Source organism: Paenibacillus sp. EKM211P, assembly GCF_011066175.1.
In the GTDB taxonomy this organism is placed as follows: domain Bacteria; phylum Bacillota; class Bacilli; order Paenibacillales; family Paenibacillaceae; genus Paenibacillus; species Paenibacillus polymyxa.
Window position 1 is genome coordinate 172,271 of the sequence record NZ_JAAMNS010000004.1, and the last position, 17,976, is coordinate 190,246.

The window sequence follows — 17,976 nt, forward strand, 5'->3', positions numbered from 1 at the left end:
GACGGTTTTTACTATTTAACATAAGAGAGTCAAGAAAGAAGGTTTACATATTGTCACGTTCGTTATATGCAGCTTTATTATTGTTGAGCCTTATTTGGGGCGGTTCTTTTATGTTTATTAAGGTGTTATTGCTACATCAAGTAGGACCGTGGACCATTGTATTTCTGCGATCCAGTTTTGGTCTTATTTTTATCATCTTATTAATGCTTCTTATACGCAAGCCGTTTAAAATCAAAAGCATTCCGTGGAAATCGGTTATTCTGGTAGCATGTGTCAACATGGTTTTACCATGGACATTGATTGGTTTTAGTGAGACCAGAATAGCTAGCAGCATGGCTTCTGTATTGAATGCCACCACGCCAATATGGACTATGTTGGTGGGCCTTGTCTTCTTCGGAGCTATATTTCATCGCCTGCAGTGGTTAGGAATGGGGCTCGCTTTTATAGGAATTATTATTTTATTAGGTATTAATCCTGCATCTATGATTTCTGTTGATCCGGTAGGTTTTGGATGTATGCTGCTTGCGACTCTCTGCTACGGATTTGGAACACAGCTCTCCAAACGTTTTCTCTCCAATCTTTCCATGTATCAGGCTACCTTTGCGACACTGTTTGGTGCGGCAGCAGGGGGTGGTATTATGATGGTAATTGTAGAGAGACCAGATTTGTCGATCGTTTCTGTTCCAGGAGTATTAGGTTCCCTAATAGGACTAGGAGTTTTGGGTTCAGGGGTAGCATATATCTTGTTCAACTATATGATTTTGCGGGGGAGTGCGGAATTCGCTTCTTCGGTAACGTATTTTGTACCAGTGAGTGCCATCGTATGGGGCTTTTTACTTCTGAATGAGCATATCGGCTGGAACGTGCTGACCGGTCTGGTTCTTATACTCGGGGGCGTATTTATGGCCAATCAGCGCAGAACAGCCAAACTAAGGGTAATAACTCCAAGTGAAAATAAAACACACTCAGGTCATTGAGTGTGTACTCGCCAAACCTTTGGTATAATGCGTCAACTCGCACATACAATAAAGCATGCTCACACATAAAATAAAATATGGTGCAGCAAAAAAGCAAGCTGTTTAGCAGGTGACAAGGTGTGGTATAATAAATTATAGAATTATATGCACCACAGAAATGTCGGAGTTTTATTCCACAAAAGAAAGGATCAGGATACCATGTGTCCCCGAAGGATACTTCCCCAAAGGACGATTTGGAAACGATTTGATCTGTCTTATACTTAGCTTTTCCGCGGAGTAACGTCAAGTTGCGAAAGCCAACTCTGCGGAAGAGGGGATTGTACATGCGAAGGACCAAGTCCTCCAGGCACATCTTACCAGGTTGCTTCCGTAAGAGTGGGTTCATCCACATCAAACTTACGAGAAACCGAGGGAGCCTGTATGAGGAAAACTTACGAATCTATCGTGAACAATGGAGCACTGAGACAGATTGCTGTCATGTTGCTCGGAACATGCATTTTAGCTTTTACGTACTATCACATTAACGCCCAGAATCATTTGTCAGAGGGCGGATTTGCAGGCTTAGCTCTGCTGGGGCATTATGCGTTTGGCATATCTCCAGCATGGAGTATGCTGATGCTTGATGTTCCTGTCATATTGCTGGCATGGGTACTGAAGGGCAAAAGATTTATGATGCTAGCATTAATCGGAGCCGTCGCCTTTTCACTGTTTTATGCAGGATTTGAGAAATACTCGACTCTGGTTATAGATCTGCATGGAAATCTGCTGATAGCAGCTCTACTTTGTGGGGTGCTCACAGGTTTAGGAGCCGGAATCGTACTGCGATTCGGTGGAGCAACCGGGGGCGATGATATTTTGTCTCTGCTGGTGAGCGAGTGGCGCGGATGGAAAATCGGCAACGTGTTTATTGTCAGTGACATCATCGTGCTAGGATTATCGCTGTTGTATCTGCCTGTAAAGGAAACAATGTTTACTATACTGGCTGTGTGGCTTGCCGGAAAAATAATTACATGGACGACCACGTTCCAATTGCACCGACCTGTGAAAAAGGTACTGCCAGCGGCTAATCCCGCTAAAAAGGTAGTTGCCAAAACAGTGCCGGTCGTCCACAGCCTTCGTCAATAAGGAAAGGGTGTTACGTCAGGAGAGAAATCTTCTTACGTAACACCCTTTCGCTGTATTCAGCTTCATCTCCCTCTTCTTTGATCGCTCGGCAATTCACGTTCAGCAGCACATGAAGGACTCTTTAGAATTAGAAAAAGCAAAATTTTGGTCATACCCATTGTAACTTGAATGCTGTTTTTATATTTTTTCTACTTCTTATTTTCTTCTACTGGATGATTATCGTTCCATTCTTCAGCTTGAGCAGTGGCAATCGCAATAGCACGCCCTTCTTCATAGCCCTCGCGGAGTAGAGCGTTAGCGATATCAACGGCTTTTTCTCGCACCCGGGGTTCCAGATTTTTCATGGATGGCGGGTAATCATGTTTGTTCCAAGGCATTGTTGCACACTCCTTTTTAGCAGATGTTGTATTATGTATTACCCGTTGTTGGCTTAGACAAACAAAAATTAAGGTAATGAATGTATTGTAAAATATATCTTGAGAAAAGGCGTATAATGGTGTGCAGAATACCAGAAAAAGGAGTGGAACATTTGCTTGCCTGGGGTTTCGTTTTTTTACTAACCATCATCATTCATACTACCGATAGCTTGTCTTATGCTCTTCGGCTTGGTGGTTTGCGAGCACGTCGGATTGGATTGGCCTTAACCGTGGCCGGAATGCTGCTGTTGGTTTCACGCACCTCCAATATGGCGCAGGGGCCTTTACTTGGAGGGATGGTCGATCAGGCTAAAGAGTCAGCCCAATTGGGCGGAACGGATACGAGACTGGAACTGTATATGCACGGGGTATTGCTGGCCGCCACCGTTGGAACTATGTTTGCTATATTACTGTATCCAACAGTGGTGCGCATGTCAGCCAGATGGATTGTGCATTTGGAGCATACTGGATCTATTCCAGCTTTAATACGTCATTTAATGAGTCGAAATCGCTGGAAGCATGCAGGCTACTACATAAAGCGCCCTAGCTGGTCCATGCTTACCTCCCTGATCAGTGGAGTGATCCCCAAGCGTCTAATTATTTTAAATATTGCCGTTACCGCAATTTATACAACTGGAGTGGTATCTGCCTTGTATGCGTCATTTCTATGGCCCGCCCAAGGTACGGCAATGTCAATGTCGTCAGGCTTAATCAATGGCGTCGCAACGGTATTGTTGACCTTGTTAATTGATCCAAGATTGGCGGTGTTGTCAGAAAAAACGCTACGAGGGGAGCTACCCCTAATTCGGATGAATAGTGTGTACGGTTGGATGATCATCTCGCGTTTGGCAGGAACTTTATTAGCTCAGCTATTGCTGGTACCGCTAGCCATTTGGCTTGGGTGGGTGATGAGCTAGATCAGTAAAGATGTGCTGCCATATCCAAAAAAGGCTGACCCGTGACCATCTAATAAAGATGATTCCGGGTCAGCCTTAATGATTTTACGGCTGCTTACTTTTCAAATAATGACTTATATGCTCCATATCCTTCACGCTCCAAGTCTTCCTGAGGCACAAAGCGGAGCGCGGCAGAATTGATACAATAACGCAAACCCTCTGGACCTGGACCATCATCGAATACGTGCCCTAAATGGGAGTCTGCTTCGCGACTTCGCACCTCGGTACGAATCATGAAATGGCTGAGATCGGTCTTTTCTTTGACATTGTAACTGCGCAACGGACGGGTAAAGCTAGGCCAGCCGCAACCCGCATCATATTTGTCTAGTGAACTAAACAAAGGCTCTCCTGATACGATATCCACGTAAATGCCTTCAGCTTCATGATCCCAAAACTCATTTTGAAATGGGCGCTCGGTCGCGTTTTTTTGTGTTACTTCGTATTGAATAGGCGTCAGCCGATCTTTGAGCCCGGACTTATCAATCTTGGCAGCCCAATTTTGCTCAATAAAATCTTCACGTCCCGACCCTTTGCGGTAGCGTTTGTAGTGAGCGGGGTTTTTCTTATGATAGTTCTGATGATATTCTTCTGCTTCATAAAAAGTTGCGGCAGGCAGAATAGATGTTGCAATGGGCTTGTCAAAACGGCCACTTTGAGCAAGAGCTTCTTTGGAAGCCTCTGCCTTGATGCGTTGTTCATCATTATGATAGAAAATAGCCGTTTGGTAGGATGAACCTCTATCGTGAAATTGTCCACCTTCATCCGTTGGATCAATCTGTTGCCAAAATAGCTCCAACAGTTTTTCATACGGGAACACTTGGGGGTCGAATGTAATCTGTACGGCTTCCACATGTCCCGTTGTTTCAGAGCATACCTCTTCATAGGTAGGATTTTCGGTGTGACCCCCTGTATATCCAGATCTAACCTTCAAAATACCGGGCATTTCCTCAAAAGGGGAGACCATGCACCAGAAGCAGCCGCCCGCAAAAGTTGCCTTTTCTACCGTGTTTGGATTGTTGGTGCTCATATTTTATCACTCCAATCTGAGAATGTTTAATTAGTTGTTATTTAAATAGCTTACAATTAAATTATATACGGGATTTTTGCAAAATCCAACGAAACATCAGAAAGTACTCAGCTGCGTAGGTGTATAGTGTGTCCCAAAAAAAGCAATCAAACATTCTACAGAACCGGTACAAACTCATTGCTATCATGTTTTGTTGGCGCGCCTAACTCTTTTTCGGTAAAGTACAAATCCGCCACCTACCAGTGCAGTATATAGCAGTAAAATAAACAAACCCGTGATTGGATGTTCCGCAAAGGTACCGCCTGCATAAGCATACACTGCAATTGCGGGAAGCTTGCCGATCGCTGTGCCTAGCATAAAGCTCCAGAACGGAAACCCTGCTACTCCGGCATATACATTTACAGCTGCCTGAGGAATGACTGGAATCAGGCGAGCCAGTAGCACAGCAGTAAAAGGCTCTTTCTCCATGACCTGATTGAAGCGCTCCAGTGCGGGAACACGCTCCAAATAAGCACGTCCTTTGCCACGAAACAGGGTACGTACGGCACTGTATACGACCAACGCAGCGAAAGTAGTGCCAAGCCAGCAGATCAGAGCACCTTGCCAGGCGCCTGCTGCATAAGCAATGGAAGCGATAATCAGCTTGTAAGGGATAAACGGAATTAACGCGAATAAAAATGCGAGCAGCAGCAGAACCGGAAAGGAGGTTTGCTTGTCTGCCCATGCGAGCCAATCATATCTGTAGATAAACGCGATGCAGAGCAGCGAAACATAAGCCGCGGGGAGTAACCATTTTTTCATTTACATACCTCTTTCAATATCCCTGTTCGGCTTTTTGCTTATACAGAAAAAATAGGGTTCACATTCCCAAAAATGTATGCTATACTGCCACTAACAGAATAGTTCCCAAAGGGGAGTAGCTCAGCGAGTAAAGTCGTCATTACGGGATTCTTAATCCCCGGCTTTATTGGCAACGTAATGTTGTAAGCGAGACCTTTGCCAGGATTTTAGGAATCCGGGTAAATGGTCTTTTTTTGATGCCAAAATGGGGTCAAGCGCCGTTTCCGGATTCCGCGAAATGGCGCTTTTTTAGTATAAAGCGCTGAACTATGTACAGTATAACAAATAAATAAAGAAGGTGGGAGACACGTATGGATTTTTTGTCAATTGAGTTTTTAACCGCATTATTGTCCATCATTGTCATTGATCTGGTGCTAGCTGGTGACAATGCGATCGTAATCGGCTTGGCGGCGCGGAATGTTGATAAGGCCAATCAAAAGAAGGTCATTATCTGGGGGACGGTGGGAGCAGTCATCATTCGTGTGATTGCTACCGTGCTGGTCACATACTTACTGCAAATATATGGATTGCGTTTGGTTGGGGGTCTCGCCCTTATCTATATCGCCTATAAGTTGTTGGTCGAAGAGAAAAAACATGAAATTTCAGCTACAAATCAGATGTGGGCAGCGATTCGCACCATTATTATTGCGGATACAATGATGGGACTCGATAATGTGCTTGCTGTTGCGGGAGCCGCTCATGGAGATATGCTACTTGTTATTCTCGGTCTGGCAATTTCCGTTCCGATCATGGTGTGGGGAAGCACGATTATTCTGAAACTGACAGAACGTTACCCGGTAGTGATTACGATTGGAGCCGCAGTATTAGCGTATACCGCTGCTAAAATGGTGGTGGCTGAGCCATTAATTGCACACTGGTTCGCAAATGGAGTCGTTAAATATGGTTTCGAAGCCTTGGTTGTAGTTTTGGTTGTAGCCATTGGGATGCGTGTTAAAAAAATAAAAAGTGAGAAAACAAAAAAGGAAGCATTGCACGCATAAGCTGACTTATATTGAAGTAATCTGGCTGAAGCTGGATACTCAAGTCTTAGAGGCTGTTCCGTCAGGTCCATCTGGATCGGGAGTAGCCTCTTTTCTTTGCTTGTCAGCGGACTTCCATGTAAACTAGACAACAGATGAAATGAGTGATTAGAGGTGGAACGATATGGACAAGCAAATCAAGACAAGAGTAGCGATTGCAGGATTGGGTGGTATCGCTCGTAAAGTGTACCTGCCGTTACTGGCTGCACACCAAGGTGTAGACATCGTAGGTGTCATGAACCGTTCACAGGAGCCGGTCAGTTCTATTATGGAGCAGTATAGACTACCAAGAGGAACGACGGATGTGAAGGAAATGCTGGCATGGGAGCCGGAAGCAATATTTATACATGCGGCCACCGAAGCTCATTTTGACCTAGTCATGGCGTGTATTGAAAAAGGGATAGCGGTGTACGTGGATAAACCATTGTCCTATGATGTTCGTCAGAATCTGGAAATGACTGCTTTCGCGGAGGCACAGGCTGTACTGCTGGCGGTAGGTTTTAATCGACGTTTTGCTCCGCACTATGTGGCTGCAAAAGCTTGGCTAGAGGAAGTGGGCGGTTTCAGTCAATGTGCGGCGATTAAACACCGAACTGGATATGATCGTAGACCGGCGGCACAGACGGTTTATGATGATTTAATTCACATGCTTGACTTGCTATTATGGCTGGGTGGCGATAATTATGAGCTACTGCATAGTAGTCTGGATACAACGAGTGAAGGTTACATGGACGCTGCATTTGGGACTTTGCGTTTGGGGAATGCTGCCGGTACATACAGTATGAGCAGACAGGCAGGGGCTGACATAGAGAAGCTGGAGCTTCACGGGGCAGGACGGTCTGTTGAGGTAACGAATATGGAACAGGCTGTTTTCATGCGAAAAAATAATTTATCACAAACTCAAACTTTTGGAAGTTGGGAGACAATATTGGAAAGACGGGGATTTACCGGGATGGTGAATCATTTTCTGGAGCATATTCATCGTCCGGAGGAATGCGCTATACAAGCTGGAAAAGTGTTGGAAAGCCATATGCTGGCGGAAGAACTGATTAGTCGTTTGCTTGATTAATATCGAACTATGACGATCCAGACATCAAGAATTAGGTTGAAGGAGAAATGTATCAATGGAAGAAGACAACCGCGGTAAACAGCTAGAAGAGGCCATTATTGAAAATTATAAGCAAGAAGAAGATATGATGATCCTTGTGTTTGCTCAATGGTGCATTAATAACGGCTTGGAGCCAGAGGAATTATATCGTGTAGCGTATCCACAGCAGGATAGCAACGAGCGTCTGCTACGAATACGCAAGCTGACTGTATCACGCGAAGAAGCAGGTGATATTCCGCTGGATACAGTATTAGGAGTGCTGTCTATGTTCGGAAATGAGGACTTGGCAATGGTTGTATCCGAGGCGGCCGCTCAGCTCCCGTCGGAACGGAAATAAGTCCAGCTAAAATAAAGCATCTGGTAAAATCATTTAGGGCATCGTGGAAATAACCGTTTTTATTAGAGTATATTGTTGATCGGGAGGATGCGCTGATAATGGAAGATATACCTATGCCAAGTACTTGTAAAGGCTGTGAAAGAGATATCGCTTTATCGGAAGAGCAAATTGCCAGAATTCTAAACAATATGAGACCCAAAATGGAATGTGTAAACGATGAAGTGTACGAAGCCAGACTGTTGGCCTGCGCACAATGCGAGGAGTTAATGTCGGGGCATACATGTGGCATTAGCGGAAGTATTGTTCGTATACGTGCCCTGGCAGCAACTCAAAATTGTCCCAGTTACCACGGTTCACGTTGGCAAGGATCAGCTTGAAAAATGTAAAGCTCAGACTCAGTTAAACCTGAGATTACAGGCTAAAGTAGTCATCCCCTGGTCTGCCTTAATGGCAGACCTTTTTAGTTTGCTTGGACTTTGCTGTTAGCAATTGACAAATTGTAGACAATAAAATATATTAAACACGTAAAATGTTTTTGTTTAATTATTAATATTTATATTAATAAAGAGGTTATTAGGCATGACAATGTGTAACATTAGATTCCAAGAAGATAACGGTAGTGAGAGTGTAATTTATACCGTTATGAAAGCGCAATCATTTGTGTGATGTTCCAACAATCTTAATGTTTTGGGAGGGTTTGTTGTGAAGGGTTCTGTTATTGTAAATATCGATTGGGAACAGGGTGTCATTAATAAAAATATTTATGGGCAATTTGCTGAGCATCTTGGACGATGCATTTATGAAGGCTTATGGGTGGGACAGGACTCTCCAATCCCTAACACTGACGGAATTCGAAATGATGTGGTAGAAGCGCTGAAACAGCTGAACATTCCTGTGCTGCGCTGGCCTGGGGGCTGTTTTGCGGATGAATATCATTGGAAAGATGGGATTGGACCGAAAGAAAACCGCAAAAGAATGGTAAATACGCACTGGGGCGGTGTGGTTGAAAATAACCATTTTGGTACACATGAGTTTTTCCAGCTGTGTGAGCTATTGAATGCAGAGCCGTATATTTGTGGGAATGTAGGCAGTGGTACAGTGCAGGAAATGTCGGAGTGGGTAGAGTACATGACCTTTGACGGGGAGTCCCCTATGGCTGCATGGCGTCAGGAAAACGGTCGTGAAAAACCTTGGAAGCTCAAATATTTTGGAGTGGGTAACGAAAACTGGGGCTGTGGCGGTAACATGCGCCCTGAATATTATGCCGACTTGTATCGCCGCTATCAGACATATGTCCGTAACTATGGAGAGAATCGCATTTATCGAATAGCTGGTGGGGCGAATGTGGATGATTACCGTTGGACCGAAGTGCTGATGCGCGAAGCCGGGCATCTGATGGACGGTTTGAGTCTACACAACTACACAATTCCGGGGAGTTGGGAAGGGAAACGACACGCAGTTGGTTTTGATGAAGCAGAATGGTTTGAGACGATGAAAAAATCATTGCATATGGATGAACTGATTACTCGTCACTCTGCCATTATGGACCAATATGATCCTGACAAACGGGTCGGGCTGATCGTCGATGAATGGGGAACTTGGTTCCTGACCGAGCCGGGTACCAATCCTGGCTTCCTTTATCAGCAAAATACGATGCGGGATGCGCTGGTAGCCGGACTACACCTGCACATATTCCATAATCATCATGATCGTGTGCAAATGACCAACATTGCTCAAATGGTCAACGTTTTGCAAGCGATGGTTTTGACAGAAGGCCCTGCTATGCTGTTGACGCCGACATACCATGTATTTGAAATGTTCAAAGTGCATCAGGATGCACAAGCACTGGCTATTCAGGGGAAGGTAGGCAACTATGAGTATGATGGAGATTCCATCCCACAAGTAAGTGTGTCCGCCTCTAAGGCACAAGATGGCTTTATTCATATAAGCTTATGCAACGTCCATCCAGGTGAATCGGCAAATTTGAGCCTTGAGCTAAGAGGGCTCGAAGAGGTTAAGGAGATCAATGGTGTTGTCTTAGCCAGTGACGATATGCAGGCACATAATACATTTGATCAGCCAGAGCGGGTGAAAAAGGAAGCTTTTACATCTTATCAGCTGCAAGGTCAGCATTTGGATGTTACACTGCCACCGATGTCAGTTGTGATTCTGACGATTGCTCCGTAAAAACAGATTGTGGTATGTGAGTAGTATCGGTATATTGTTATAAAAAAGAGAGAGCGTTCCCCTGAACGCTCTCTTTTTCCTACAATTGCTCGCGGTGAATCAACCTAAATTCCTTGGGCGACATACCAAAGCGGGAACGAAATACACGATGAAAGTATGTGTAGTTCGCAAATCCTGACGATTCGGCGGCTTGTTCCAGTGACATGGGACTGAAAATGATACGCTCCCTTGCCATGTTGAGCCTGATGTCCAGTGTGTACTGCATAATGCTCGTATCGAACGTTTCTTTAAAAAGGTGTACCGCTCGTGATACGCTGATTCCAACGTGTGAAGAGACATCATCCAGCTTAAAATTAGATGATGCATTTTCTTCAATATAATTTTTTATCTGATAAGCAAGATAGTTATGATGAGTAGCAATGGGCTGCTCAGATAGTATACGGTCAAACTCCAAACATAAAATGCGTATGTAATAGCTTGATATTTCCGGGTAAGGATTAGAAATACGTCGCTGCTCCAACACGAGCTGACGAAATAGACCAAGCAGGGCTTCTGTGAGTTGAACCTTAATTCGGTTGGGACGTTTGTGATGATTCCACCACTCATCTACCCACGGACCACCGAAAAAAATGTGATAATCCCCACTTTCAACAACCTGTTCTCCCATGGGATTCAACTCACTGTGAATATCCAGTTCATAAGGCTCGGTTGGATTGAACAGCAGCAGATCACCTGCCTCAATCCGTGTCATTTTCCCGTCAATGCGTGCTTGACAGCGTCCATCTGTTTGCAGACGGAATAAATAATTTTTGATTCCATCAGGCTGGTTCGAATAAAAGGGCTTACGGTGGAAGGAATAGCCTGCGGTAAGAACCTGGCAAGGCTCAATGATAGACATGATGATGACTCCTTTGGGCATATGGCTGTTTCAAATATTGACCAGATTGTTCATGTTTTAATCATATTATTCATTTTAAACGAAAGCAAAATAGAATACCATGTGAACTGTAAAGCTTACATGTTAGATGAGAAAGTACATGTTAGAGGCCAAGGAGTGTGAAGACGTAAAACGAATCAAGGCCGGGATTATCAGCTGTGGTAACACTAGCTCGGTATATCTTAAAATTCTCCAAACCAACCCGCCCTTTGAAGTAGTGACCTTTGGTGATCTATTGAATGGAAGGGCCAAGGAGAGGGTCGATAAATTGAGTGTTGAAAACGTATACAAAGTGGAAGGATCGATGCTTCGGCTTGAGATGGAGCTTGCATTTATCTGCCGGTACCTGGCTGCCAGGCACTGCAGATGTGCGATACCAGAGGCGGGCAAGCAGGTGTAATGGAACAGATATAACGGAAATTCATCCTGACAAAGAGGTGAAGGAGAATGACTAAAGTAGGATTGCAATTATACACAGTTAGGGAAGAGATTGAACAGGATTTTGAAGGTACATTGCGCAAGGTAGCTGAGCTGGGCTATAAAGGGGTTGAGTTTCATAACTTTTTCGGACGTAGTGCCAAGGATGTCAGAGCGCTTTTGGATGAGCTGAATCTGGAGGTTGTCGGAACCCATATACAATACAGCCGCTTGCTGCATCATTTGGATGAGGAAATTGCATATCACAAAGAATTGGGCAATAAATACCTCATTGTTCCTTATTTAACCGAAGAAGAGCGGGAGTGGGATGACCTTTTTGTTAATCTGAATCATATTGGTGAAAAAGTAAAGGAGCATGGGTTGATACTCGCCTATCACAATCATGATTTTGAACTAACAGAGAAAATCAATGATCGCCCGGTATTCGATGCTCTATATGATGCGGTTCCCGATGATTTGTTACAGGTCGAAATGGATACTTGTTGGGTATACTATGGAGGCTATGATCCAGTGGAATACATCGGACGATATCGTGGACGCCTACCTATCATTCACTTAAAGGATATGGCACGTGACGAGCAGCAGAAAGCAATTACTGTAGAGTTAGGCAAAGGAGAAGTGCAGCTTCAGGCTATTACAGACGCCGCTATTGAAGCAGGTGTGGATTGGGTTGTCGTGGAACAGGATTTCAGCTCAAATCCTCCAATCGAAAGCATTGAAACCAGTATGAAGTGGCTCCAACAATACGCAGCTCAAGGAGGAAATATTCATGTCTAAAACACTCAAGATCGGGATTATCGGTTGTGGGGGCATTGCCAACGGCAAACACTTGCCGAGTCTTGCCAAGCAAAAGAGAGCAGAAATCATTGCTTTCTGTGACATTATACCAGAACGTGCTGAAGAGGCTGCTGAAAAGTATGGTGCAGAAGGATCGCAAGTTTATAGCGATTACCGTCAGTTGCTAGAAAATAAAGACATTGAAGTTGTACATGTATGTACCCCTAACGACTCGCACTCAGAAATTACAGTAGCGGCGCTGGAGGCAGGTAAGCATGTGCTATGTGAAAAGCCGATGGCTAAAACTGCTGAGCAGGCACGGGAAATGCTTGATGCGGCCAACCGTACAGGCAAAAAGCTGTCCATTGCTTATCAAAATCGTTATCGTGATGACAGTCTGTATCTGAAGCAATTGGTCGAGCAAGGAGAGCTTGGTGAGATTTATCTGGGTAAAGCCATTGCTCTACGCCGCCGTGCGGTTCCAACCTGGGGAGTGTTCTTGGATGAAGAGAAACAGGGGGGTGGCCCGCTTATTGATATCGGCACACACGCACTCGACCTGACACTTTGGCTGATGGATAATTACAAGCCTAAAAGCGTACTAGGTTCAACCTTCCATAAGCTGGGAGACCGAAAAAATGCAGCAAACGCTTTTGGACCGTGGAATCCTGATGAATTTAAAGTAGAGGACTCAGCTTTTGGATTCATCACCATGCAAAATGGAGCTACAATTGTATTGGAATCCAGCTGGGCATTAAATGTTGTAGAGTTTGGTGAAGCCAAGACGTTGTTATGCGGTACCGAAGGCGGAGCAGATATGCAGGATGGATTGCGCATTAACGGAGAAAAAAATAGCCGTTTGTTTGATACAAAAATAGATCTGAATGCAGGAGGAGTTGCCTTTTACTCCGGTGAAACGGAAAATGAAGCAGACCGTGAAGCCCGTCTGTGGATCGAATCTATTCTGGACGACAAAGAACTTCTTGTGAAGCCGGAGCAGGCACTGGTTGTTACTGAAATTTTGGAAGCCATCTATGAATCGGCCCGCACGGGAAAAGCAGTTTACTTTGACTAAGCCTGTAATTATCCCGAATAGACAATCACTATAATGAAAGCAGCTTTTTTCACATATGATACAGGGAGGGATTTCTTTTGAAACTTGGAGTATTTATGGTGCTGTTTGGTGGACGTTCGCTAGAGGAGGCGCTGGATTATGTGGCTTCTCAGGGATTGGATGCTGTAGAAATTGGAACAGGTGGCAACCCGGGAGATAAGCATTGCAAGCCTGATGAGCTGCTGGAGAACGATACGGCGCTCAAAAATTTTAAAAAGGCAGTAGAATCTCGCGGACTAACGATTAGCGCGCTTAGCTGTCATGGCAATCCGCTTCACCCGCAAAAGCATTTGGCACAGGCTGATCATGATGCATTTTTGAAAACCGTCCGCTTGGCGGAAAAGCTGGAAGTTCCTGTTGTGAACACTTTCTCAGGCTGTCCGGGGGATCACGAGGACGCGAAGTATCCAAACTGGCCCGTGGCTCCGTGGCCTAATGATTTTCAAGAAGTATTGAAGTGGCAATGGGAAAATAAAATTATTCCTTACTGGACCGAGACAGGTAAATTTGCAGCAGATCACCATGTTAAAATAGGGCTGGAGTTACACGGGGGCTTCTCCGTGCATACACCAGCAACCTTACTTCGTTTGCGTGAAGCGGCAGGAGAGGTCATTGGTGCTAATTTGGACCCGAGCCATATGTGGTGGCAGGGAATTGATCCCGTACAGGCGGTTCAAATTTTGGGCCGAGAGGGAGCCATCCACCATTTCCATGCCAAGGATACGACGATTGATCCGATCAATGTTAATAAATACGGACTTACTGATATGCAGGAGTATACGAATATGTTAGATCGTGCATGGCAGTTCCGTACTGTGGGCTATGGTCATGATGTAAAAACCTGGGCAGATATTATCAGTGCTCTGCGTCTGGTGGGATACGATTATGTAGTAAGTATTGAGCATGAAGACGGTCTGATGTCTGTAGAAGAAGGCTTTACTAAGGCTGTCCATAATCTTCGCCAGGTCCTGATTGAAGAACCGCTGAGCGAGATGTGGTGGGTCTAACCTAATAGGGGGAACTGTGATGATTAACGTCACCATTTGGAATGAATTTCTGAACGAGAAGTTAAATGAAGAAGCCAAACGGATTTATCCTAACGGCATACACCAAGCATTGGCTGACGGCTTGGCAGATGAAGGTTTTGCCACTCGAACAGCTACTCTGCGTGATAATGCCGAGCATGGTTTGGGAGAAGAAATCCTCAATTCCACAGATGTGCTGCTGTGGTGGGGACATAAAGCCCACGACCAGGTGAGCGATGAAGTTACAGCGCGTGTCGTCAAGCGTGTGCAGGAAGGGATGGGCCTCATCGTACTGCACTCAGGCCATTTTTCTAAGCCATTTAAAGCTCTGATGGGCACCAGTTGTGATTTAAAATGGAGAGTTGCAGGCGAGCAGGAGATTATCTGGTCAGTAAATCCGTCACATCCCATTGCAGAAGGGATAGACGCCAAAATTCTCTTAGAGCAGGAAGAGATGTATGGAGAGTTCTTTGATATTCCTGCGCCGGATGAACTGGTCTTTATCAGTAACTTTGAAGGCGGCGAAGTATTTAGAACTGGATGCACCTTCCATCGAGGCAGTGGTAAAATATTTTATTTCAGACCAGGGCATGAAACCTATCCAACTTATTACCAACCTGATATTTTGAAGGTCATTGCTAACAGCATCCGTTGGGCTTCTCCGACAAGTAATAAAAAACCAATATATGGTAGGAGTGAACCAGTAAGGCCTCTTGGTGGAGTGTTGGTATAGTTACAATTATCACATTATGATAAATTCTATAAAGAACAGATTTACAGGCGGAACCTCTGGGATTCCGCCTTTTTGTATTTAACGAATTAGACATATACCTGCCGCATTGGTTTGTTGTATAATCAGTTTTGGTCATGGCAACTTTATCATCACAGGTAATTAAATTTAAGAAAGTGTTTTCTTTCGGGATAAAGTATGCTAAAATGATATATACTAACAAAAGGAAAGCTTTATCAAACCGAAATGCAAAAGAAGGTGAAAAATTTGGAGAGTCAACCGCAATTTACAAAAATGTGTCCGCGTTTTGAAACCGCCTTTTCATGTCTGGGTAAGCGCTGGAATGGATTGATTATTCAATCCATGATGAGCGGTCCCAAGCGGTTTAAGGATATTTCCAATCTGATTCCCACAATGAGTGACAAAATGTTATCAGAGCGGATGAAGGATCTGGAAAATGAAGGGATTCTTACACGCCATGTATATCCGGAAACTCCTGTCCGCATTGAATATGAGCTGACCACCAAAGGTCGTGCACTTCAGCCGGTTATGGAGCAGATTCAATTTTGGGCTGAGGAATGGATTAGATGATCACCAAACTCATTAAGTGTTTTTCATAGCAAAACAGCCTTTTCCTAGGAAAAAGGCTGTTTTTTTATTTTGTGATAGGCAGTACGGCTTAATAGCTTTTAGCACGGCCTGCTACTGAGAATACTCCGGCTGTTGTACGGCGGGGGACACGGGATTGAATATCCAGTGCGGCTGTACGAAATGTGCCTAAGCACGAGTGGCAAAGTCTTCCTGCATAAATGGGAGAACGGCAGGACTCGCAAGGATAATCAAGCTGACTGTATGTGGAGGGAAATTTGCCTGCTCTTACCCAATCTGTGAGCAAATCCATAGGTGTGCCAGTCACATCACTGAGTTGGCGGGTATGAGTAGAAGGATGCCTCCATAGATAGTTAGAACAGCGGTCAAAGAATATATTTTCTTCTTGAATACAAGTGCTACACAGGTTTCTAAGATTTTGACGGAAAATGGAACCGCATTTTGGGCAATTCGAAGTATGTATCTCCATAGAAACCAGTCCTTTGTATCGAAATATAGTAGTATTTTAAAATTTATTAGTTACATATTACTATGACTTTGTACCTATATCAATCTTTATTTAAAGAAATTGCTGATCTTTGAGTATATGCTGGCATCGAGATTGACATTACTCTATTACTTATGTATTATAACTTACATAAAGTTACTATATGAATAAAATAAACTTTATACGATAAGGAGATTTAATGATACCATCTTTATTTTTAGCCCACGGATCACCTATGCTTGCTATTGAACAGACGGACTATACTGCATTTTTAGAGCAGTTGGGGAAAAGCATTCATCCTAAGGCGATTGTTATCTTTACAGCTCACTGGGAGACACAAATGTTAACGATTAGTTCAATGGATGACATATACGATACAATTTATGATTTTGGAGGTTTCCCACCGGAACTGTACGAAGTGAAATATCCAGCACATGGTTCTGTTGAACTAGCTAATAAGTTGAAAAAGTTATATGAACAAAACGGCATCGAGGTACAAACTGATCATGTGAGAGGACTGGATCATGGTTCCTGGACATTGTTGCATCGTATGTATCCTGAGGCAGACATTCCGGTAGTTCAGATTTCCGTAAATCCGTACCTCTCGCCCAAAGCACAATTTGCCATTGGTGAAGTGCTGCGTGAGTTGGGAGAACAAGATATTCTGGTCATTGGCAGTGGCGTGACTGTCCATAATCTGCGTATTGTCAAATGGGGAGAAACGAAAACGGAACGTTGGGCAATTGATTTTGATGACTGGATTATCGAAAAAGTGCAAAGCGGAGATATAGAAGCTTTAGATCACTATGAAAGCGAAGCGCCGTATGCTCGTCAGGCTGTACCTAGAGCAGAACACTTTGTACCGTTGTTTATTGCAATGGGTAGTGGCGACCCTGCAAACAAAGCTAAGGTCATCCATAGAAGCTATGAGATGGGAAATTTAAGTTATCTATGTTTGCAGTTTTAAAGTGGGTAGGCAGAAGAAGGTCGAGTTATGTGCTTTGTTACTGTCCCGTCCGTTCTCTAAAAAATGGGGAGTGGAATAAAATTAGGGAGTGTTATAAGCTAATAATGGCTTACAGCACTCCCTTTTACATTAAAAAAATTTATTATATCCGGCAAATCTCACGTGGGCACAATTCACAATGACATACACCTTGCAGCATTTCCAAATCCTTGACAACAATCATACCATTATCGTATTCGACTGCATTTTTCTTACGCAGATCACTGAGCATCCGATTTACACTTTCCCGGGTAGCACCGATCATATTTGATAAGTCAGTATGAGTAATCTTTTTATGAATCAGAATATAGTCGCCGTGAGGCTCACCATAGGTGTTGCATAGTCGGATGAGTGTGGAACATAGAGCGCCAGGCTTGCCGTACATCATCAAATCGCGGAACTTGGTCTGGGTAATGCGGTGATGCGATCCCATCCATTTCATAAAGTCAATCGCAAAATCACAATGCTGACAAATAAGCAACTCCAAATCTGTATGATCGATTACGCCAATATCACTGTCCTCCAGAACCTCAGCAGAAAAGGAATGCTTAGTGCCGAAGAAAGGATCAGCTTGACCAACAAGATCGCCGCTTTGATACATATATAGAATAAGTTCCTTACCCTCATCCGTTGTTTTGGTCACTTTTACGCGTCCGCGCTTAATATAAAACAGCTTATCCGCTGTATCTCCTTCCCAGAACAGATGCGAACTTTCTGGCATAACTCGATCTTTCATCATCACTTGCAGCCGGTTGAAGCTGGCCTCCGAGAAGCAACAGGTGTTGCCGCGGGCTTCCATTACATTTGTAGGGTTTCTCATCGTCCATTTCCCCTTTGTAT

The 17,976-nt window shown here is 44.1% G+C and carries 20 protein-coding genes; 15 read left to right on the forward strand and 5 right to left on the reverse strand.

What is annotated here, in order from left to right; translation table 11 throughout:
- The first annotated feature begins 50 nt into the window (after window positions 1–50).
- Together G9G57_RS09010 and G9G57_RS09015 are read left to right on the forward strand one after the other, a co-directional pair.
- Window positions 51–977: a DMT family transporter gene (locus G9G57_RS09010; RefSeq protein ID WP_164964858.1), complete on the forward strand. Its 927-nt coding sequence runs from the start codon at window positions 51–53 to the stop codon at window positions 975–977.
- 420 nt (window positions 978–1,397) lie between these two features.
- Window positions 1,398–2,102, forward strand: a complete 705-nt coding sequence (locus G9G57_RS09015; RefSeq protein WP_017427472.1) for a YitT family protein — start codon at window positions 1,398–1,400, stop codon at window positions 2,100–2,102.
- A gap of 188 nt (window positions 2,103–2,290) precedes the next feature.
- On the opposite strand, the gene G9G57_RS09020 is transcribed toward G9G57_RS09015, so the two are convergent.
- Window positions 2,291–2,479, reverse strand: a complete 189-nt coding sequence (locus G9G57_RS09020; protein WP_017427473.1) for a hypothetical protein — start codon at window positions 2,477–2,479, stop codon at window positions 2,291–2,293.
- A 152-nt stretch (window positions 2,480–2,631) separates the two neighbouring features.
- On the opposite strand from G9G57_RS09020, the gene G9G57_RS09025 reads away from it, so the two are divergent.
- Window positions 2,632–3,435 carry a lipid II flippase Amj family protein gene (locus tag G9G57_RS09025; protein ID WP_017427474.1) on the forward strand — a complete coding sequence of 268 codons (804 nt, stop codon included), beginning with the start codon at window positions 2,632–2,634 and terminating at the stop codon, window positions 3,433–3,435.
- Between the two features lie 94 nt (window positions 3,436–3,529).
- Here the strand turns inward: G9G57_RS09025 and msrA are convergent, their stop codons facing one another.
- Both msrA and G9G57_RS09035 read right to left on the reverse strand, forming a co-directional pair.
- Window positions 3,530–4,501 carry a peptide-methionine (S)-S-oxide reductase MsrA gene (gene msrA / locus G9G57_RS09030; protein ID WP_164964859.1) on the reverse strand — a complete coding sequence of 324 codons (972 nt, stop codon included), beginning with the start codon at window positions 4,499–4,501 and terminating at the stop codon, window positions 3,530–3,532.
- Window positions 4,502–4,684: 183 nt separating this feature from the next.
- Complete coding sequence (locus G9G57_RS09035; RefSeq protein ID WP_164964860.1) at window positions 4,685–5,302, reverse strand: TVP38/TMEM64 family protein; 618 nt, start codon at window positions 5,300–5,302, stop codon at window positions 4,685–4,687.
- A gap of 350 nt (window positions 5,303–5,652) precedes the next feature.
- Between G9G57_RS09035 and G9G57_RS09040 the strand changes: the two genes are divergently transcribed.
- The 5 genes from G9G57_RS09040 to G9G57_RS09060 all read left to right on the forward strand — a co-directional run bounded on the left by G9G57_RS09040 (window position 5,653) and on the right by G9G57_RS09060 (window position 10,013).
- Window positions 5,653–6,342 (forward strand): TerC family protein, encoded by a 690-nt coding sequence (locus tag G9G57_RS09040; protein ID WP_019687926.1) that lies wholly within the window; start codon window positions 5,653–5,655, stop codon window positions 6,340–6,342.
- A 163-nt stretch (window positions 6,343–6,505) separates the two neighbouring features.
- Window positions 6,506–7,450, forward strand: coding sequence for a Gfo/Idh/MocA family protein (locus G9G57_RS09045; protein WP_164964861.1), 945 nt, complete (start codon window positions 6,506–6,508; stop codon window positions 7,448–7,450).
- 55 nt (window positions 7,451–7,505) lie between these two features.
- Complete coding sequence (locus G9G57_RS09050) at window positions 7,506–7,826, forward strand: hypothetical protein (protein ID WP_113050346.1); 321 nt, start codon at window positions 7,506–7,508, stop codon at window positions 7,824–7,826.
- Window positions 7,827–7,924: 98 nt separating this feature from the next.
- Window positions 7,925–8,203, forward strand: coding sequence for a hypothetical protein (locus G9G57_RS09055; protein ID WP_117289669.1), 279 nt, complete (start codon window positions 7,925–7,927; stop codon window positions 8,201–8,203).
- 325 nt (window positions 8,204–8,528) lie between these two features.
- Complete coding sequence (locus G9G57_RS09060) at window positions 8,529–10,013, forward strand: alpha-N-arabinofuranosidase (protein ID WP_117289667.1); 1,485 nt, start codon at window positions 8,529–8,531, stop codon at window positions 10,011–10,013.
- A 79-nt stretch (window positions 10,014–10,092) separates the two neighbouring features.
- On the opposite strand, the gene G9G57_RS09065 is transcribed toward G9G57_RS09060, so the two are convergent.
- Window positions 10,093–10,911 carry an AraC family transcriptional regulator gene (locus G9G57_RS09065; protein ID WP_013371816.1) on the reverse strand — a complete coding sequence of 273 codons (819 nt, stop codon included), beginning with the start codon at window positions 10,909–10,911 and terminating at the stop codon, window positions 10,093–10,095.
- A 139-nt stretch (window positions 10,912–11,050) separates the two neighbouring features.
- Between G9G57_RS09065 and G9G57_RS09070 the strand changes: the two genes are divergently transcribed.
- From G9G57_RS09070 to G9G57_RS09100, 7 genes are all read left to right on the forward strand, one after another.
- Entirely contained in the window at window positions 11,051–11,350 is a 300-nt protein-coding gene (locus G9G57_RS09070) for a hypothetical protein (RefSeq protein ID WP_019687922.1), read from the forward strand.
- A 47-nt stretch (window positions 11,351–11,397) separates the two neighbouring features.
- Window positions 11,398–12,165, forward strand: coding sequence for a sugar phosphate isomerase/epimerase family protein (locus G9G57_RS09075; RefSeq protein ID WP_019687921.1), 768 nt, complete (start codon window positions 11,398–11,400; stop codon window positions 12,163–12,165).
- Window positions 12,158–13,240, forward strand: a complete 1,083-nt coding sequence (locus tag G9G57_RS09080) for a Gfo/Idh/MocA family protein (protein ID WP_016822317.1) — start codon at window positions 12,158–12,160, stop codon at window positions 13,238–13,240. The genes G9G57_RS09075 and G9G57_RS09080 overlap by 8 nt, the downstream gene beginning before the upstream one ends.
- A gap of 77 nt (window positions 13,241–13,317) precedes the next feature.
- Window positions 13,318–14,286: a sugar phosphate isomerase/epimerase family protein gene (locus tag G9G57_RS09085; RefSeq protein WP_016822316.1), complete on the forward strand. Its 969-nt coding sequence runs from the start codon at window positions 13,318–13,320 to the stop codon at window positions 14,284–14,286.
- A 19-nt stretch (window positions 14,287–14,305) separates the two neighbouring features.
- Window positions 14,306–15,037 carry a ThuA domain-containing protein gene (locus G9G57_RS09090; protein ID WP_117289665.1) on the forward strand — a complete coding sequence of 244 codons (732 nt, stop codon included), beginning with the start codon at window positions 14,306–14,308 and terminating at the stop codon, window positions 15,035–15,037.
- Window positions 15,038–15,280: 243 nt separating this feature from the next.
- Window positions 15,281–15,625 carry a winged helix-turn-helix transcriptional regulator gene (locus G9G57_RS09095; RefSeq protein ID WP_013371810.1) on the forward strand — a complete coding sequence of 115 codons (345 nt, stop codon included), beginning with the start codon at window positions 15,281–15,283 and terminating at the stop codon, window positions 15,623–15,625.
- Window positions 15,626–16,329: 704 nt separating this feature from the next.
- Window positions 16,330–17,097 carry a dioxygenase family protein gene (locus tag G9G57_RS09100; protein ID WP_016822314.1) on the forward strand — a complete coding sequence of 256 codons (768 nt, stop codon included), beginning with the start codon at window positions 16,330–16,332 and terminating at the stop codon, window positions 17,095–17,097.
- Window positions 17,098–17,239: 142 nt separating this feature from the next.
- Here G9G57_RS09100 and G9G57_RS09105 read toward each other — a convergent pair whose 3' ends face one another.
- The gene (locus G9G57_RS09105) at window positions 17,240–17,956 is read right to left on the reverse strand and encodes a Crp/Fnr family transcriptional regulator (protein ID WP_014599995.1); all 717 of its coding nucleotides are present in this window, start codon (window positions 17,954–17,956) and stop codon (window positions 17,240–17,242) included.
- Window positions 17,957–17,976 lie beyond the last annotated feature (20 nt).

Bases quoted from the DNA above. Each gene is read 5' to 3' on its own strand.
- G9G57_RS09015 (WP_017427472.1), top strand. From the start codon at position 1,398: ATGAGGAAAACTTACGAATCTATCGTGAACAATGGAGCACTGAGACAG.
- G9G57_RS09020 (WP_017427473.1), bottom strand. From the start codon at position 2,479: ATGCCTTGGAACAAACATGATTACCCGCCATCCATGAAAAATCTGGAA.
- msrA (WP_164964859.1), bottom strand. From the start codon at position 4,501: ATGAGCACCAACAATCCAAACACGGTAGAAAAGGCAACTTTTGCGGGC.
- G9G57_RS09035 (WP_164964860.1), bottom strand. From the start codon at position 5,302: ATGAAAAAATGGTTACTCCCCGCGGCTTATGTTTCGCTGCTCTGCATC.
- G9G57_RS09040 (WP_019687926.1), top strand. From the start codon at position 5,653: ATGGATTTTTTGTCAATTGAGTTTTTAACCGCATTATTGTCCATCATT.
- G9G57_RS09045 (WP_164964861.1), top strand. From the start codon at position 6,506: ATGGACAAGCAAATCAAGACAAGAGTAGCGATTGCAGGATTGGGTGGT.
- G9G57_RS09050 (WP_113050346.1), top strand. From the start codon at position 7,506: ATGGAAGAAGACAACCGCGGTAAACAGCTAGAAGAGGCCATTATTGAA.
- G9G57_RS09055 (WP_117289669.1), top strand. From the start codon at position 7,925: ATGGAAGATATACCTATGCCAAGTACTTGTAAAGGCTGTGAAAGAGAT.
- G9G57_RS09065 (WP_013371816.1), bottom strand. From the start codon at position 10,911: ATGTCTATCATTGAGCCTTGCCAGGTTCTTACCGCAGGCTATTCCTTC.
- G9G57_RS09070 (WP_019687922.1), top strand. From the start codon at position 11,051: ATGTTAGAGGCCAAGGAGTGTGAAGACGTAAAACGAATCAAGGCCGGG.
- G9G57_RS09075 (WP_019687921.1), top strand. From the start codon at position 11,398: ATGACTAAAGTAGGATTGCAATTATACACAGTTAGGGAAGAGATTGAA.
- G9G57_RS09080 (WP_016822317.1), top strand. From the start codon at position 12,158: ATGTCTAAAACACTCAAGATCGGGATTATCGGTTGTGGGGGCATTGCC.
- G9G57_RS09090 (WP_117289665.1), top strand. From the start codon at position 14,306: ATGATTAACGTCACCATTTGGAATGAATTTCTGAACGAGAAGTTAAAT.
- G9G57_RS09095 (WP_013371810.1), top strand. From the start codon at position 15,281: ATGCAAAAGAAGGTGAAAAATTTGGAGAGTCAACCGCAATTTACAAAA.
- G9G57_RS09100 (WP_016822314.1), top strand. From the start codon at position 16,330: ATGATACCATCTTTATTTTTAGCCCACGGATCACCTATGCTTGCTATT.
- G9G57_RS09105 (WP_014599995.1), bottom strand. From the start codon at position 17,956: ATGAGAAACCCTACAAATGTAATGGAAGCCCGCGGCAACACCTGTTGC.